Here is a 17,058-nt window from a genome sequence, read left to right as displayed (position 1 = left end):
GTGGAGTAAGCCCTACCTTAAAATCCCTAGACCGCCTAGACGGTGTAATTCCTTCTGACTAGCAACCACACTACAGACATTATCCGTCAATGCTCTCGGACGGACCCTTGATATGAGATTTGGATACTGTATTAATGATTCGAGAATCCAGGAAGAAAAGCCGCCATCCAGCAAATGATCTTCTACGGTGTAAAGTTCATTGCAGTCAGGGATCTGATTGGCCTGAAGTGATTTAACGGACATGCCCCATAATGGTAACGTATATAAGTCACAGCCAGGCTCTTTAATGCCGTCCAGCATTGGAGCTGAAATCTGCAGGCCATTGCCTGTGGTTAGAAAAATTTCACCATTGGACTGATCGGCTTTAAATATATTGGTCCAAATGCCTGGCTCAAGCTCAGGTATTTTATTGTGAAAAATCCTTTCCCCCGCTTTACCAAGCCTCAGATATGAAGGCTGGGGATTAGCAGCCAAATATCTCAAGCAACCACGAACTTCAAATGGATCGCCTGGGGCTGCAATCAATATATTTGGCATCACTCTCATCAAAGCATAATCCTGGACTGCATGATGAGAATATCCCAAATTACCATAGGCAAGCCCACCTCCAACAGAAACTATAGTCACGGGGAGCTTATGATAATCAACGTCATTTCTAATTTGTTCAGCGCATCTAAAAGTTGGGAAATTTGCTATTGAATACACAAATACATGGCAACCCTCGGACGCTAATCCCGCAGCCATTCCCATCATATTTTGCTCAGCAATTCCAGCGTTTATAAACCGATCTGGAAATAAATCTTGAAAAGGCTCTACGACAGAAAAACCCAAATCTCCAACCATTAAAACAATATTAGGATTAATGGCTGCCAATGCCACCAACTCATCAATAAAGGCATTACGCATTAATTATCTCCGTTATAGCATCTTTGAGCTGTTCCTCACTGGGAGACCTGTAATGCCAAAGCACTTGATTTTCCATAAAACTAACACCCTTACCTTTAATGGTATGAGCAATAATTACTTTAGGTTGATTGGCCCTTTCCTTAAAAGCATGAAGTAACTCTTGATGGGAGTGTCCATCAACCTCCAAAACCATTGCACCAAATGCTTTTAGTTTATCCGCCAAAGGCTCAATTGATAGGGTTTCTTCAATCGTAGTAAGACTTTGCAGCTTGTTATAGTCAATAATTGCAGTTAGGTTACTTAATCGATGATGGGCAGCAAACATTAGCGCCTCCCAATTACTGCCCTCGTCCATCTCACCATCGCCCAAGATTACAAAAGTTTGCCACTTTTCATGATGTTTCTTTGCATAAAACGCTTTCCCTGCACCAAAAGGTAGACCATGCCCCAAGGATCCGGTTGAAAACTCAACCCCAGGCACTTTATGACTAATATGATTCATTAGGAAGGAATAGTCCTGCCCATAACTCTCCAGATCTGCCGCAGGGAAAAAGCCTTTATTAGCTAGGACCGCATAAATTGCTACACATGCATGCCCCTTACTTAAAATTAATCTATCTCTAGTTTGACTGATGGGACTTTTTGAATCAACATTTAAAATATTCTCATAAAGAACGGCGACAATATCAGCTATTGAAAGCGCGCTACCTATATGCGATGCCCCAGCCCGAGCAACCATCTTAAGAGAATCTATTCTTACTTTTTTTGCTAATTCCCAACTAGTACTTACCATATCGCTTATTCCAATCAGCTGTTTTCTGGATGGCTTGCCGAAGGTTAATTCTTGGAGCAAGTCCCATATCAATCGATACCTTCCGAATATCAGGAATATAACGATGAGGATTTCCAGAGGGTAATTGACAAACCTGCACACCTACATTTGGGTTAATTAATTCAGCCACCATAAGAGCTAAATCTGCAATAGAGATTACTTCATCACCGCCAATATTCCATACGCCGCCATTTTCACCATCTAGCAATATATTGAGTAGCCAAATGAATAAGTCTGAGGTATATAAATAGGTCCTAGATGCCAATCCATCACCCAATATCTTAATATCCTCACCTGAAATCGCGTTACGTATAAAATTGCCAACTGCAAAATGTTGATCTAAAGGCAAATATGGGCCAACAAAAGCAAAGCATCTCGCTATTTTCACCTCCATCTCATTTCTTGCCTGCTGAGTCAACCATTCAGAACCTTGTTTACCGAGTGCATAAGCAGATCCAGAAGAACTCAAATTGATTGCACCTTCATATGATTCTGGAATCCCCTCTAAATCAATCGGTTGCCGACCATATACTGCACCCGAACTTAATAACAAAAAATTTTTACATTTATTTTTGATTGCAAGATTTAAAACGTTAGAAGTCCCATTGATACATGTACCGAAAAGATCGCTTGATTCGACTTTACCAACAACATCTGTAGCCGCATGAATTACAAAATCAATTGCAATACCAGAAAATGAAATATCTCTGTCGCGAATATCTCCAAAGAGTAAATAAAATTCAGAGTATTCCCGAAAGTGAGGGTACTCACAAAAAAATTTCTCTGGATTTCTAGAGACTGAATGAATTGATAAATTTAATCCTTTGGATCTATTTAGCCATACTAGACCCTCGACTAGGCATTTACCTATAAAGCCTGTAGCCCCGCTTAAAAAAATAGTCTTATTTTGAAGTTGCTCTACTAGAGAACCCAAGTGGGTTTCTATATCTTTAAGATCTTCAGCGGGTGAGAGGAACATTAAAAATTTATACCGAGATAAGTTTCAATTTTCAAAGCTGCATATTCAAGCATTTCCTTGGTTAATGCAGGCTGCACCCCTATCCAAAAAGTATTATTCATAACGATATCGGTATTAGTCAGATCTCCAGCAACACGATATTTAGCATTAGCCATATAAGGCTGCCTTGTAAGATTGCCAGCAAAAAGCAAGCGAGTTCCAACCTTTTGTTGATCTAAATAGGCTGTCAAATCAACTCTTGAGACTGGGCAATCTTCTTTCAATGTAATTGGGAAGCCAAACCAAGATGGATCGGAACCTTCAGTTGCTTCTGGAAGTTGTAAAAAATCTTCGCAACTTTTTAAGCGCTCTTTTAAGAAGATAAAATTATCTTTTCGAGCTTGTATAAATACCGGTGCTTTTTCCAGCTGCGCCAAAGCACAGGCGGCCTGCATATCAGTAATTTTTAGATTAAATCCCAAATGACTATAGGTATACTTGTGATCATAGCCAAAAGGTAGATCGCCCAACTGCCACGCAAAACGTTTTGAGCAAGTGTTATCTTTACCTGGGGGGCAATAACAATCCCTGCCCCAATCTCTAAAGCTCTCAGCAATTTGTTTGAGCTGATGGTTGTTGGTAAAAACAGCACCCCCTTCGCCCATAGTAATGTGATGTGCAGGATAAAAACTTAAGGTTCCAATATCACCAAAAGTACCCACCATTTGGCCTTTATAAGTTGTACCCAATGCATCGCAACAATCTTCAATTAACCAAAGGTTGTACTTTCTACAAAGTGCCGTAACAACATCTAAATTAAATGGGTTCCCCAATGAATGGGCCAGCATAATGGCTTTAGTTTTGGAGCTAATAGCTGCTTCAATTTTGGAGGCGTCGATATTGTGAGTAAGCGGGTCAACATCCACAAAAACGGGCACTGCACCAAATTGAATGATGGGATTTACCGTTGTAGGAAATCCTGCTGCAACGCCAATAACCTCATCGCCTTGTTTGATTGCACGCTCTCCCAATTTAGGTGATGTCAGTGCAGAAAAAGCTACTAAATTCGCAGACGAGCCAGAATTGACTGTAATAGCATACTTAACGCCAATAAACTGCGCTAATTTTTTCTCAAATAAGTCATTGAAGCGCCCTGTAGTTAGCCAGCCATCCAAAGAGGCTTCCACCATATTCTGCAACTCAGCAGTACCTATCATTTTCCCAGAGGGCGGTACAACTGTTTGCCCTGGGATAAAAGCTTTGGGAGCAAATTCTAGATCAGAGTATTCTTTAACCAAATCTAGTATTTGTTTACGAATTTTGTCTTTAGCAAATTGATTGGTAGGAAAAGTGGTTTCGGCCATAAATTTAATTACTTAGAAAATGATTGAAATAAGAGCTCAATTAGATAGAGCGTCCTGAATGGCAATAGTCGTTAATCTGCAACTGCATCATTGAGCGAACGTCGCCTTCCCCTCGATAGACTGCTTGCCACTGCACGATTGCCTTGATAGCCTTCTCTAATCTCCAGCGAGCAGTCCATGCTAATTCTTCACGAGCTTTTGAGCAATCGAGCTTCAAAGATTGCGCCTCATGTGGCGCAGGGCAACCATCTTGCTTCCAAGCGGCGGCTCCATCCCATTGATCAATAAGCAGCTCAATAACCTCCTTAACCGATCGTGTATCTGCATCGATTGGCCCAAAGTTCCAAGCGTTACCATATATAGCACCTTGCTCATATAAAGCTTGTGCCAGGACCAAGTAGCCCGATAAAGGCTCCAAAACATGCTGCCAAGGACGGGTAGCCAAAGGATTTCGAATCATTAAAGGCTTTCCGGATTCAAATGCGGTGATAGCATCAGGTACCAGTCGATCTAACGACCAATCTCCGCCGCCAATTACATTGCCAGCGCGCACCGATGCAATAGCAACGCCATGCTTAACATAGTCCTTTTCTGGGAAAAAGGACTGGCGATAGCTTGAAGTTACTAACTCTGCGCAGCCCTTACTGTTGCTGTATGGATCATAGCCGCCCATAGGCTCATTCTCACGATAGCCCCAAACCCATTCTTTGTTTTCGTAACATTTATCAGTGGTAACGATCACTACCGACTTAACAGATTTGCAGGAACGTATGGCCTCTAATACATGCACCGTACCCATCACATTAGTTTCATAGGTTTGGACTGGATTGCTATAAGAGTAGCGCACCAAAGGTTGGGCCGCCATATGAATCACAATGTCAGGACCAGCTGTCAACATCGCATTGCGTAAATCATCAAGATGACGAATATCACCAATATGGGATTTCACACACAAGGAAGCTATCCCTGCCACTTCAAAAAGATTGGGATCGGTATTTGGCGCAAGAGAAAAACCAGTTATCTTTGCACCCATTGAAGAGAGCCACACACTGATCCAGCCACCTTTGAAGCCTGTATGGCCAGTCAAAAAGACGCTTTTGCCGGACCAAAATTGCGGATTAACCTCTCCACGCGAACTTAAACTCATTACCAAGTTTTCCATGGAGCGTTGCCACTGGCCCACAACTGCTCAAGATAGGTTTTATCGCGCAAAGTATCCATGGGCTGCCAAAAGCCCGGGTGAAAATATGCTTGGAGTTGATCCTCTTTTGCCAAGGCCTCTAATGGCCCCCTCTCCCAGATAGTCTCGTCAGACTCAAGAAGATCAATCACTTTTGGATTAAGTACAAAAAAACCACCATTAATCCAACTACCATCACCTTGCGGCTTTTCATTAAAAGTTTTAATAGCAGTTGCATCAAGATCCAACGCGCCGAACCGCCCTGGAGGCTGAACAGCCGTCATTGTTGCCAATCTTCCATGCTGTCTATGAAATGCAATAGAAGCCGATATATCCACTGATCCGATCCCATCTCCATAGGTCATACAAAAATCTTCAGATAAATATTGAGCCACCCGCTTAAGACGACCACCTGTCTGAGTGTCTTGCCCAGTATCAACAAGAGTAATTTTCCAGGGCTCAGCCTTTCTATGGTGCACTTCTATAGAATTGTGACTCATGTCAATCGTTACATCTGACATATGTAAAAAATAGTTAGCAAAATATTCTTTGATCATATAGCCCTTATAACCACAGCATATGACAAAGTCGTGTATTTCATGAAATGAATAAATCTTTAGAACATGCCATAGTATCGGCATACCACCAATCTCAATCATAGGCTTCGGACGAATAATGCTTTCTTCACTAATCCTAGTACCAAGACCGCCCGCTAAAATTACTGCCTTCATGATTTACCCTCAATTTAAACTTACGATCTCAGATTTCTTCATACAAGTTAAAAAGAAATATGCGCAATCTACAAGAAAGAATATTTATATATAAATAACAATACCTACCTGAGTAGTCCAAAAGAAAACTGATTGTTTTACTTAGTGTAAAGCAATAGTGTCTGACCAATAATTAGCTCATCCGAAAACTCTCTAATAGCTTTTTCTCTCCCGTTTGAACCCATTAATTCCCTTAAATTTTTATGCATCACTAATTTCCTAATGCTTTTAGCAAGAGCATTCTCATCCCTAGGCGGTATGAGAATGCCATTAAATCCATCTTGAACTACTTCTTTGCAGCCCGGGGTATTTGTAGTGATTAGCGGTAAACCAGCTGCCGCCCCCTCGAGTAAAACCTTGGGTACACCCTCACCATAATATGATGGAAGACACAAAATATCAGCATCTCTAAGAACCTCAGGGATATCAGACCTTTTCCCCCACCATTCAAATCCATCTCGCTTACTCCAGCTCTCAAGCTCTTTAATTGGAACGGATGTGGGATTCCCTAAATCAATGCCACCAACTAAAATAAATCGGGCATCAATATTTTCATTCATTAAAATTTTTGCTGCTAACATGAATTCATGCACTCCTTTTGCCCAAAGCATTCTGGATACCATGACCACATTAACTGTGTCTAGTTTTTTAACAGAGGGGATAAATTTATTAATATCAACTCCAGCACCCCGAATGAGTGTTAGCGAATTCTGAGGTACGCCAGCAGCTACCAGCAAAGAGCCATCTTCTGGATTTTGTACTATATTTTTACTACGCGGGTTGGAAAGCAAGTGACTGAAGAGGGGTATAAATAATAATCTGATAGCTCCAGCCAATATTCCGGTAGAGGTAAATAACCAGCCCAATCCAGAAACTGCGTTAACAATTTTAGGAACTTTTGTAATTATTGCAGCAATAGAACCATAAAATACTGGAATTAATGCCACTTGATGAACAATATCCGGGGAAACTCTTGAATACAAACTCACCAATTTCCATATTTCCAAAACTGGATTACCCCCCCCTTCTAGATAACTTTAAGGGGATTAATTCGAGGTCATGCGACTTTATCAGTTCACCATAAGCCCCTACATTTGTAGCAACTAAAACTTCAAAACCTACTTTTTTAGCGGCAATAGCCAAAGAAAGGCGATGACTAACAAAGTACCAGTCTTCGGTTACCACAAACAAAATCTTTTGTCTTGACATCAATTTTCTTCCAGCCACGCCTGGAACATGAGCACAGTCCACAAACAATCTTGCCAATTACGCCTACCAGATAAGTGCTCTAGCCATTTTTCTCTTATTGGCTCCGCTTGGAAGAAGCCTTCTCGTCGCAATCTAGTTTCATCAAGCAGCTCCGATGCCCACTCTTTAAGTGGACCACGTAGCCATTCAGAAATTGGAACACCAAACCCCATTTTCGGACGATCGATTAAATCTCTTGGCATATATTTTTCGAGCACTTTACGAAGAATCCATTTGCCTTCGCCGTTTTTAAATTTAAGCACTAACGGCAAAGATAACGCAAACTCTACTACTCGATGGTCTAAATATGGAGATCTACCTTCAAGCGATGCAGCCATAGTCGCACGATCAAACTTTACTAAAACATCATCGGGCAAATAAGACTTAATATCAGAAATCATCATTCGCTCTAAACCACTGTGAGAATCTAAGATAGCCTCATCGTAAGATTTTAGAATCGGTTCGCGCCCATTTATTACCAAAGATTCAGGATTCTTCCATCGAGACATCGCTTCAATTTGAAGACTTTTTATGTCTTCGCAGGCCAGAACATTGGCCCCTTTATGAATCAAGGGGCCCTTATTCGCACCCTTCAAAAAAGTCGGCGCTATCCAGTTCAGAGAAGCTATTATAGAATCCCACCTATCTGGGCTTGCACTCAAAAGCAAATTAGCAACTAGTCGACGACTTTCGACTGGAAAGATTGATATCCACCTCCAAAATCTCTGTGTAAACAAATACCTATTGTAGCCCCCAAATAACTCATCTCCGCCGTCACCAGAAAGCGCAACCGAAACTTTTTTTCTTGCAAATTTGGCCAGTAAATATGTAGGGATTTGAGAAGGGTCAGAAAATGGCTCGGAAAAAATTTTTGCCATAGATGGAACGGTATCCAATGCTTGCCTTGATGTGACGTACAACTCCTCATGTGAAGTACCCAAATATTTTGCAATACAAGCAGCAGAATCTGCTTCATTAAATCCAGCCTCTTCAAACCCCACTGTAAATGTATTAATAGGCATAGCGGTTTGAGACTGTAAAATCGCAGCGATAGCAGATGAATCTATCCCACCCGATAGAAAAACCCCAATAGGAACATCGGCAATTGATTCTTGACTTATTGTAATATTCAGCAATGAATCTAGTCTTTCAACCGCCTTACAAGAATCTACTGGAGATACGCGATTGTCTCTTGATGTTTCAATAAAGTCTGGTGACCAATACTGCTCAGAATATTGATGTAAATTAGATTTGGTAATTGTTATTAAAGTTCCAGGGTTTAATTTTTTTATACCCTGGTAAATAGAATATGGCGAAGGAATATATCCATAACGCATAAATAAACACAAAGCATCCCTGTCAACTTCCGCGTTAAACATTGGGTGCGATTTAAGTGACCTTAAATCTGAAGCAAACAGGAATAAATTAAAACCATTGCGACTTAGCAAGCCATAATAAAGCGGCTTCTCACCAATACGGTCACGACCCAAGGTTAGGCATTCTAAGTAACTATCCCAAACTGCAAAAGCAAACATACCAACGCACTTTTTAATAGTCTCGACAATGCCCCAAGCTTCGAATCCAGCCAGCAAAGTTTCAGTGTCAGATGACCCCCTCCAAGTAGATGGCAATTTTTTACGTAACTCTAAATGGTTGTATATTTCTCCATTGAATACAATCTGATAGCGCCCGCTAACAGAGCCCATTGGCTGATGACCTAAAGAAGATAAATCTAAAATTGATAATCTAGCATGACCAATTCCAATCAATTGGCCACTATCAAACCAAAGCCCCTGGTCATCAGGGCCCCGATGACGAATTGCATCTATCATGCCACTAAGAGCCTCTTTGGCATCACCAAAAAGCTCTTGATTAGAAGATAGAAAACCGACGATTCCACACATCAGATATTTATATCCTTTATTTTATGGCTATCAAGTCAAAAACTTGAACCCTTAAATCTTCGACCGGTAAGGAAGAAAAAGATTGATCCATAGAAATACGAGCTGTTGGCAAATGTTCCCAGTTTTTTTTATTCTCAACTCTAACTAAAAAACCAGCTTGCTCAAAAAACTTTAACATCTCGCCAAAACGGATGCGGTTAGTATAAAAACCAGAACTAGCAAACAAGGAGCTCTCCCAAGTAGCTTCTGTAAAGCGGAGATTATTAAGCGCGCCCCCTAAGTGGTCTCTCAGATCAACTCTGTGCACGCAAATCCCCCCAGGCTTTAGCAAACGATAAAGTTCGGTAATGGTTCTATAAAAGTCTTTTTTTTGAACATGCTCTAGAACAGCATTTGAGAAGCAATAATCAATTGAGCCATCTGGAATACTTATAAGCGAGTTCAGGCCTTGTGTTAAATACTCACAGTTGCAAATTTGCAAATATTCACTCAATGAAACATTTGTTACACCGAATAGAGGATCAGATAAATTTTGAGCTCTAAGAGCAGTGCTCATACTTGAATTATCCACTTCATAGCCGGCAAAATTTCCTGCATCAACCAGCCAAATTTTTTTAGCATCCAAAGATTTTGCAATAACTGCTGAGATTAGGGAGTCTCCAGGGCCAAGTTCTAATACCGTAAGATAATTTTTGAACTTTAGATCGCCAGATCCTATATCAGTAGACTCCAAAATACTAGCAGTGCTGGCATGCTCAAGAAATTGGGTAATTGCTTTATGGAAATTATTCATATCCCCGTGTTCAAAAATCCCTATTTTTTTCCAAAATGAATAAGGGAACGGTAGTCTAGATAAGATAATTTTTATTAATAATCGGAGCCTCCAAGGAAGACTAAGCCAATTAGCTCTCATAAACAATATGCCTTGATGAAAAACATATCATCGTGATAATTAAGTATTCAATATGCAAAAATAGGGAGGCAGGCATTATTTATTCATGTAACCTAAATACCACTCAGAAAAGATCTTAACCCCCTCCTCCACATGAGTTTTAGGCATAAATCCAAAATCCTTAAAAAAGCTTGCATTGTCTGAAAAGGTTTCATGCAAATCTCCTGCTTGCATGGGCAAATACTCCTTTTTCGCCTCAATCCCGAGAGCCAGCTCAAGTGCAGCCACATATTTATTTAATTCCACAGGATTACCACTTCCTAGATTATAAATCCTCCAAGGGGCTACACTTGAGCTTGGATCCGGATCCCGAGAGTTCCATGAGCCGTCAGAAGTTGCAGGTTGACCCAAGACTTTGATAATCCCCTCAACCACGTCATCAATATAAGTGAAGTCTCTTCTATGTTGCCCATAGTTATACAATTGAATGGGGTTTCCAGTCATCATGGCATCAGCAAATTTACATAGCGCCATATCAGGTCTCGACCATGGGCCATAAACTGTAAATAATCTCAAACCAGTAGTAGGTAGGCCATAGAGGCTGCTATATGAATGAGCCATTAGTTCATTAGATTTTTTACTTGCCGCATAAAAGCTTAAGGGATGATTGGCATTATTTCGCTCAGAAAAAGGCATAAAGGTATTTGCCCCGTAGATACTTGAGCTACTTGCGTATACCAAATGACTTACCTCGTGATGACGACATGACTCAAGAATATTTAAAAAGCCAACAATATTGCTATTTAAGTAAGCATAAGGATTCTCCACAGAATAACGAACTCCTGCCTGGGCAGCGAGATTTACTACGATATTTGGCCTATGGTCTATAAAACATTTCTCCAATAATCCTGCATCAGAAATGTCGAATCGCAAATGGGTATAGTTAGCGTGATCTTTATGCCTTGCGAGTCTATCCTCCTTTAATTTCGGATCATAATATGAATTGTGATTATCAATCCCAATTACTACATTTCCTCGAGACAGCAATTTTAGAGCTAAGGCTGACCCGATAAAACCTGCTGCTCCAGTTATAAGTATTTTCACAATTTCAACCAGTTTTCTCTAATAATTTTGCAATTTTCTCACATGCAGCAATCATTGCCTCAGAATAAATCTGGTGATTCTTCCAAGTAGTAACTGAGTTTTGGCTTAAGGCATGGTAAATATCAACATTCTCTATAGCAAATAAAACATCTTTAAGGGAGTTCTTGTTGTTGAGAAAAACTGAGTTATAGCCATCCTTACAATAGGAGGCAATCTGTCCCACTGGAGTAACAACCGGAACTAGACCCAACTGCATAGCTTCAACAACAGACATACCCATGCCCTCATAATGGCTTGCCTGAAGATAAAAAGATGCCATACTCGCGCGCTTAACTATCTCTGAACTTGATAAAGGGCCAGAGAAAATCACGGAAGACTCCAGCTTCAAACTTTTTACTTGTGTTTTAAGGGAGCTTAAAACTCCGCAATCCGGGCCAATAATTAAAAAGCTTGCATATTCATAATTTCTATAAATTGTATAAAAAAAATCTATTGCAATATCTAATCCCTTTTCTTTACTTAAGCGACCCCAAAAGATGAAGGATGGAGTGGCATTTTTTGACAGAGAATTAGAGTATCTATTTATTACAAAAGATACTATATCAACCCTAGTCGAAGAAAGCCAAGGAAGGCGTTGAAGTATCGTAGCGGCTGAATCAGAAAAAATACGAAAAGAAAATAAAACTGAAATACGTGTTAGAAGATAATCAACGAAATGAACATCATTACAGGAATGTAAAAAAGTAATAAGTTTTATTTTAGGATTGAATAGCTTTATTAATAACCCGCACAAACAAGAACGCCAGAGTGAGACAATAATAACGTTTACATCACCCTTAGAAATTTTTCTTGCTAAACATATTATTTTTAAATACCTAAACAATGAAAAAAAAATATCGGATCTTAATTCAGGGTAATCATAAATATATTTAACTGAATATTTAAAAATATCATTTTCAAAAAATGGAAAAGATTTAGCAGCAACTTCTACGCCACCCACCCTATCCTCAGGAATAAGATGAATAAATCTTAATTTATTCATACTGGTTTAGCAGTATCGGCAATCATTTACTAATTGACCCTCTGTAAATATCAATAAATTTTCGCGTGATTTTTTTAATATTTTTTGGCACAATCAAATTGTAGCAATAAATAATAATCCAGCTAATGTCAGATACAAAAAGGTGATAAATTGGTACTTGTATTTTTAATTGCTTACATATTTCTCTGATTTCATTTCTTGCTAAAAATATATTTCTATGACTATTGCTGATCCCTCCACCTATCATCTTAGTAACATTAAGATTGATATGCTCAAATTTACCCACCCTCAAAGCCTCAAGAAGAAATTTAGTATCTCCAGCAATTTTTAAGGAATCATCAAATGTTTTTTGGCTGCCCTTAAATAAACTATTACTATGAAAAACTCCTTGATGGTTGGGAAGAATTGGTCTTCCATATTTGAATTTTTCTAGGTTCTTTAGAGAATCGATGTATCTTATTTCACCCATCTCATTGAGAACCTCAACATTTCCATAAATTGCAATAATATCAATGGATATACTTTTTAAAAATTGACTAAATTCAGTCAATACATTACCGTTCACAAAAGTATCGCCCGCCCCCAAAAAAATAACCCAATCCCCGGCAATATAATCACATGCTTTATTCCAAGCATCGTAGACGCCATTATCAACTTCTTGTATGAGTACAGAGATTAAATCTTTATTTAAATTTATGTGATAGCTTGTTTCATCTGTCGACATACCGTCAACAACAATCCATTGAAAATTTTTATTATTTTGCATGCGTATTGAATCAGCAGTAAAGCCAATTAGATTGCCGCAGTTATATGTTGAGGTGATAATGGTAATTTTCATGCTAGTATTACATTATGCTTTCTTAATACTTATTTTTGGCTGGCAAGCTTCAAAATTTTTTCTTAACTTACAAACATAAAAATTATAAAATGTTGTCACCTAAAATTTATATCAAAAAATTTTTTGCCTTATTTGGAGTCGCTATTATAAACATTAAAACTCTTGAGCTTTTAATGGAGACCAAAAGAAATGTCAGCGATATAAAAATTATCAAAGCTTTGCCAGAGTCCCACACATCACGAATATTAAAAATTTTAGATGATTCTAAATCTCAATTAAGGCAAGATATATTTGTTTTATCTCACCTAGAATTTAAACGTAATGGGTATTTTGTAGAGTTTGGTGGGTCGGATGGCATAACCTACTCAAATACCTACATTTTAGAAAAACACTTTGGCTGGACTGGAATCATCGCAGAACCTGCACATGTATGGCACAAAAGCATTAGAAGCAATAGGAATGTAGACATTGAGACTATGGCAGTTTGGAGTGAAAGTGGTTCAAACATAACATTCAGAGAAACCTCAATTGCAGAATTGTCGACCATTAAAGATTTTGCTGATTGCGACTCACATCAGAACCACAGACTAAACTACAAAGATTACCAGGTAAAAACAATTTCGCTGGTAGACCTCCTCGAGAAATATGATGCTCCATCTACAATTGATTATATGTCCATTGATACCGAAGGAAGTGAATTTGAAATACTTTCAAAGTTCGACTTTACGAAATACACTTTTCGTGTGATTTCTTGCGAACACAACTTTAACGATGATGCGAGAGAGAATATTTATAAATTGCTAAAAAATAATGGTTACAAACGAGTTCACCAAGATTTATCACTTTTTGATGATTGGTACATAAAAGACTACGCTAATCCTCTCTAGATTAGACATTTTAAAAAATGTAGACTTATATTTGCACAGTTTAAAACATGGCTATATGAATGAATATGCAATCAAAGTCTGCCGCTAGTACCACATTGTTTTTTAAAAATCTCTTCTGCGCATAGGTTATTATAAATTTAACACGCCATTAGCCTACAACTTATGCTGATAAGAAAATACCATAGTGAAGCAACTAAGCCAAATTAGAATAGATACATAAACAACCAACTTAAAAGCAACGGCAATGCCAAAAGAGAGCAAAGCCTTAGCCATTCCTAATGGCCCATACGAAGGCAGACATAGTGCAAAAGACAAAAATGCTTACAGCTTGGCGGAGCAAGCATTTGAAAAATCAAATATCTCATTTTTAGATAAGCTGGAAAGCTTTCCTCGCTTTTCTATTAAACGTTCATTAGCATGCTTCATCGCGAAAGAAAATCTTTTTGAACAAATACTTCATACTAACGGCATAATCGTAGAATTCGGTGTTTTCAACGGAGCAGGCTTATTTACTTGGGAATAGTTATCTAACATTTATGAACTCACAAACTACAACAGAAAAATGGTTGGATTTGATACATTTGAAGGCTTCCCAAGCGTTAATAGCGCAGACAACACTGGCGTCTTAGTTAGCAAAGAAGGTGACTTAAAGGGTAGCAGCATTGAAGAAATAGAACTGTCTATCGAAAAATATAACAGTGAAAGACATTTGTCACACATTAAAAATGTGAGTCTTGTAAAAGGAGGCTTTAATGTAACTGCTGAGCAATACTTGAAAAGCAATCAGCATACAATTATTTCACTGCTCTACCTCGACTTTGACTTGTATGAGCCAACAAAAAGGGCCCCTGAATTATTCTTACCTCGTATGCCAAAAGGCGCAATAGTGGCATTCGACGAAATCAACTGCGAATCATTTCCTGGCGAGACACTTGCTCTTCACGAGATTATAGGAATAAACAAATACATAATAAATAGGTTTCTGTTTGATCCTTGGATTTCATACATAGTTTTGTAGGAATTAAATCAATTCGACCGCTGCTTTCATTAACAATTCAAATTGAACAGTAACATCGCTACCACGTCATCCGCAAATTTTTAATATTCGCATATCTCCATCTAGTTGCATCAACTAAGAATATGAAGTAAAGGGTGCCAAAGGAGCCGGCATTAAAACCAGGTCTCTGCAATAAGTTTAAAGTCACAACCAGCCAGCATAAAAGAACAACTTTATCAAGAGGCTTTGTTTTAAATACAAGAATAGACCAATAAATAAATATGGAAAAAAATATAGCTACGCCCACCACTCCCTCAGTTGCAAATGGGTGCAAAGGATTGCAGCAAAGCTTTCCAAAGTATTCAATTTTTTCATTGGTATGGGCACTCATTCCATAGCCAAAAAAAGGAGCGTCTAAAAATGCTCGGTATGCATTAGATAAGTTTGCGCTTCTGTTATCCCCCTGAACAAAAGAATCAGACTGTGTTGCAATTTCGAACCTCTGAAAAGTTAACTCATAAACTCCATGCACCAAAACTGACTCATCTTTGTAAGCATAGATAATTAAATGTACCGCAAATACCATTACCAATATAAATAAAATTTTCAGATAATTTTTCTTAAAAAGAAGAATACTAAAAAAGTAAACTGAAACTATTATCATATACGCCATAGATAATGTTGAAAAACCAGTTATTATTAGAATCTTTTCCATATTTTTGGAGTACAAATATAGTCTATTTAATAATATTGCTAACAATACATAAGTTGCCATTGTCCCCGGCTCATCAAAATATCCAGCTGATCTTATAATAGAGAATGATTCGAAATTTGAAATGCTAGAAGAAAATGTTAATCCATAGTTAAAAATATCCCTATGACCCTCTAGCAATGATTTTGAAAAAGGTTGAATATTAATCGTAATACCCAATATTAATACAAGACATCCAAAAATTGACATGATTGATACTATATATATTATCGATATTGCCAGCGGCCTATTTAATTTATACAAACATATAAAATGATAGAGAATAAATACTACTGAAAGTTGAATAGTTAAATTAAGGTAAATACCTAAATCATTGAATTGATATTCATCAAACGAAATTAAATGTATTAAAACTGTGAGAAGACTATAGATAATCTGTATTATTAATAGCGCAAAAATAATACCGCCACTATTGTAAAAATTTTTTTTAAACGAAAAATATAAAATTAGCAATGAGCTGATTGCTGCTAGAACTTTGTAAGGATGATTCGGAATAATCGAATAAAATTCAAATGGTGCTGTGCTTGTAAATAATACCCAGATCAGGGCAATATATAAATAATCTTTTTTCATTCAATGCTAAATATTTTTATTGCTACGTAGCTTAAACCATACACTTAACAATCTATTAAAAAAATAAGAGACATACGCTAAGCTCATTACGAATCCATCCCTCCCTCGATAAATTGATCTTCTTTTAATTGATACAAACGCTATTGATCTAAGGAAGTCTACAAGAGCATACCGATAAGCTTTGTCTCCATGCTCACTAATAAATTGGTCTGACTCAAGGGAAATATAACGAAGATGCTTGCTAAAAAATTCATCTAAATTCTGGTGGGTATTATGATGAAATCTTCCATCTGTAGACTGTACTTCAATAACTCCAATCCTATCTCCCGTCCATGAAAATTCTTGATGTAACTTACTACTTACTACAAGAGAGGCTTTTCTAATAAGTCCATATTTGTATTTTGCCCCCCATGGTGAACACTTGTTACTTAAACCAAAGACAGTCATTTTATATGGTAGCCCAATTGCATCATACTCAAATTCTCCACTAGTTTTTTCCACCACCATAGGCACTAAAGAATCATCCATAGCACTGGAAGCAGTACAAAATAAAATCCACTCATTCCAGGTGTGAGAATTAATATTAGATATTAAATTTTCATTTCCATCACAATAATCAACCTCATAAACATGTGTAGCAAATTGTTTAGCAATTTCAAGAGTGTCATCATCAGACTTCTTAACAAAAATAACAATTTGATCCGCCCATTGAAACGAAGATAAACATTTTTGGAGTCTATGAGCTTCGTTATATACCTCTAAATAAATAGAAATTTTATTTTTCATTACCT

At 38.0% G+C, this 17,058-nt stretch carries 18 protein-coding genes; 3 read left to right on the top strand and 15 right to left on the bottom strand.

The window, feature by feature from the left end; genetic code table 11:
- Positions 1–12 precede the first annotated feature (12 nt).
- The 13 genes from ICN45_RS08375 to ICN45_RS08315 all read right to left on the bottom strand — a co-directional run bounded on the left by ICN45_RS08375 (position 13) and on the right by ICN45_RS08315 (position 13,038).
- On the bottom strand, positions 13–906 hold the full coding sequence (locus ICN45_RS08375; RefSeq protein WP_216175214.1) for a transketolase family protein: 894 nt from the start codon (positions 904–906) through the stop codon (positions 13–15).
- Positions 899–1,699 carry a transketolase gene (locus ICN45_RS08370; RefSeq protein ID WP_216175213.1) on the bottom strand — a complete coding sequence of 267 codons (801 nt, stop codon included), beginning with the start codon at positions 1,697–1,699 and terminating at the stop codon, positions 899–901. Before ICN45_RS08370 ends, ICN45_RS08375 begins: the two co-directional genes overlap by 8 nt.
- Complete coding sequence (locus ICN45_RS08365) at positions 1,686–2,717, bottom strand: NAD-dependent epimerase/dehydratase family protein (protein ID WP_216175212.1); 1,032 nt, start codon at positions 2,715–2,717, stop codon at positions 1,686–1,688. Before ICN45_RS08365 ends, ICN45_RS08370 begins: the two co-directional genes overlap by 14 nt.
- Positions 2,717–4,060: a lipopolysaccharide biosynthesis protein RfbH gene (gene rfbH, locus ICN45_RS08360; RefSeq protein ID WP_216175211.1), complete on the bottom strand. Its 1,344-nt coding sequence runs from the start codon at positions 4,058–4,060 to the stop codon at positions 2,717–2,719. Before rfbH ends, ICN45_RS08365 begins: the two co-directional genes overlap by 1 nt.
- Before the next feature lie 40 nt (positions 4,061–4,100).
- The gene (gene rfbG / locus ICN45_RS08355; RefSeq protein WP_216175210.1) at positions 4,101–5,207 is read right to left on the bottom strand and encodes a CDP-glucose 4,6-dehydratase; all 1,107 of its coding nucleotides are present in this window, start codon (positions 5,205–5,207) and stop codon (positions 4,101–4,103) included.
- On the bottom strand, positions 5,207–5,971 hold the full coding sequence (gene rfbF / locus ICN45_RS08350) for a glucose-1-phosphate cytidylyltransferase (RefSeq protein WP_216175209.1): 765 nt from the start codon (positions 5,969–5,971) through the stop codon (positions 5,207–5,209). The genes rfbG and rfbF overlap by 1 nt, the downstream gene beginning before the upstream one ends.
- A 137-nt stretch (positions 5,972–6,108) precedes the next feature.
- Positions 6,109–7,017, bottom strand: a complete 909-nt coding sequence (locus ICN45_RS08345) for a glycosyltransferase family 4 protein (RefSeq protein WP_216175208.1) — start codon at positions 7,015–7,017, stop codon at positions 6,109–6,111.
- Positions 7,018–7,024: 7 nt separating this feature from the next.
- Positions 7,025–7,219 (bottom strand): hypothetical protein, encoded by a 195-nt coding sequence (locus ICN45_RS08340; protein ID WP_216175207.1) that lies wholly within the window; start codon positions 7,217–7,219, stop codon positions 7,025–7,027.
- A complete protein-coding gene (asnB, locus tag ICN45_RS08335) occupies positions 7,219–9,162 on the bottom strand; it encodes an asparagine synthase (glutamine-hydrolyzing) (protein ID WP_216175206.1) in 1,944 nt (647 codons plus the stop codon). The genes ICN45_RS08340 and asnB overlap by 1 nt, the downstream gene beginning before the upstream one ends.
- Positions 9,163–9,178: 16 nt before the next feature.
- Positions 9,179–9,955 (bottom strand): class I SAM-dependent methyltransferase, encoded by a 777-nt coding sequence (locus ICN45_RS08330; RefSeq protein ID WP_216175205.1) that lies wholly within the window; start codon positions 9,953–9,955, stop codon positions 9,179–9,181.
- A gap of 195 nt (positions 9,956–10,150) precedes the next feature.
- Entirely contained in the window at positions 10,151–11,158 is a 1,008-nt protein-coding gene (locus ICN45_RS08325) for an NAD-dependent epimerase/dehydratase family protein (RefSeq protein WP_216175204.1), read from the bottom strand.
- Between the two features lie 4 nt (positions 11,159–11,162).
- Positions 11,163–12,200, bottom strand: a complete 1,038-nt coding sequence (locus ICN45_RS08320; RefSeq protein WP_216175203.1) for a glycosyltransferase family 4 protein — start codon at positions 12,198–12,200, stop codon at positions 11,163–11,165.
- Between the two features lie 22 nt (positions 12,201–12,222).
- On the bottom strand, positions 12,223–13,038 hold the full coding sequence (locus ICN45_RS08315; protein WP_216175202.1) for a glycosyltransferase: 816 nt from the start codon (positions 13,036–13,038) through the stop codon (positions 12,223–12,225).
- A gap of 89 nt (positions 13,039–13,127) precedes the next feature.
- On the opposite strand from ICN45_RS08315, the gene ICN45_RS08310 reads away from it, so the two are divergent.
- The 3 genes from ICN45_RS08310 to ICN45_RS08300 all read left to right on the top strand — a co-directional run bounded on the left by ICN45_RS08310 (position 13,128) and on the right by ICN45_RS08300 (position 14,943).
- The gene (locus ICN45_RS08310) at positions 13,128–13,925 is read left to right on the top strand and encodes an FkbM family methyltransferase (protein WP_216175201.1); all 798 of its coding nucleotides are present in this window, start codon (positions 13,128–13,130) and stop codon (positions 13,923–13,925) included.
- A 244-nt stretch (positions 13,926–14,169) separates the two neighbouring features.
- Positions 14,170–14,448, top strand: a complete 279-nt coding sequence (locus tag ICN45_RS08305) for a hypothetical protein (protein ID WP_216175200.1) — start codon at positions 14,170–14,172, stop codon at positions 14,446–14,448.
- 39 nt (positions 14,449–14,487) lie between these two features.
- Positions 14,488–14,943, top strand: a complete 456-nt coding sequence (locus tag ICN45_RS08300) for a class I SAM-dependent methyltransferase (protein ID WP_216175199.1) — start codon at positions 14,488–14,490, stop codon at positions 14,941–14,943.
- A gap of 58 nt (positions 14,944–15,001) precedes the next feature.
- Here ICN45_RS08300 and ICN45_RS08295 read toward each other — a convergent pair whose 3' ends face one another.
- Both ICN45_RS08295 and ICN45_RS08290 read right to left on the bottom strand, forming a co-directional pair.
- Positions 15,002–16,267, bottom strand: a complete 1,266-nt coding sequence (locus ICN45_RS08295) for an O-antigen ligase family protein (RefSeq protein WP_216175198.1) — start codon at positions 16,265–16,267, stop codon at positions 15,002–15,004.
- Positions 16,268–16,273: 6 nt separating this feature from the next.
- On the bottom strand, positions 16,274–17,053 hold the full coding sequence (locus ICN45_RS08290) for a glycosyltransferase (RefSeq protein ID WP_216175197.1): 780 nt from the start codon (positions 17,051–17,053) through the stop codon (positions 16,274–16,276).
- Between the last annotated feature and the right edge of the window lie 5 nt (positions 17,054–17,058).

The organism is Polynucleobacter alcilacus (assembly GCF_018881545.1).
Taxonomy (GTDB): Bacteria; Pseudomonadota; Gammaproteobacteria; order Burkholderiales; family Burkholderiaceae; genus Polynucleobacter; species Polynucleobacter alcilacus.
The sequence above is the reverse complement of the archived record's forward strand: the minus strand, read 5'-3'. Positions and strand labels throughout refer to the sequence as shown.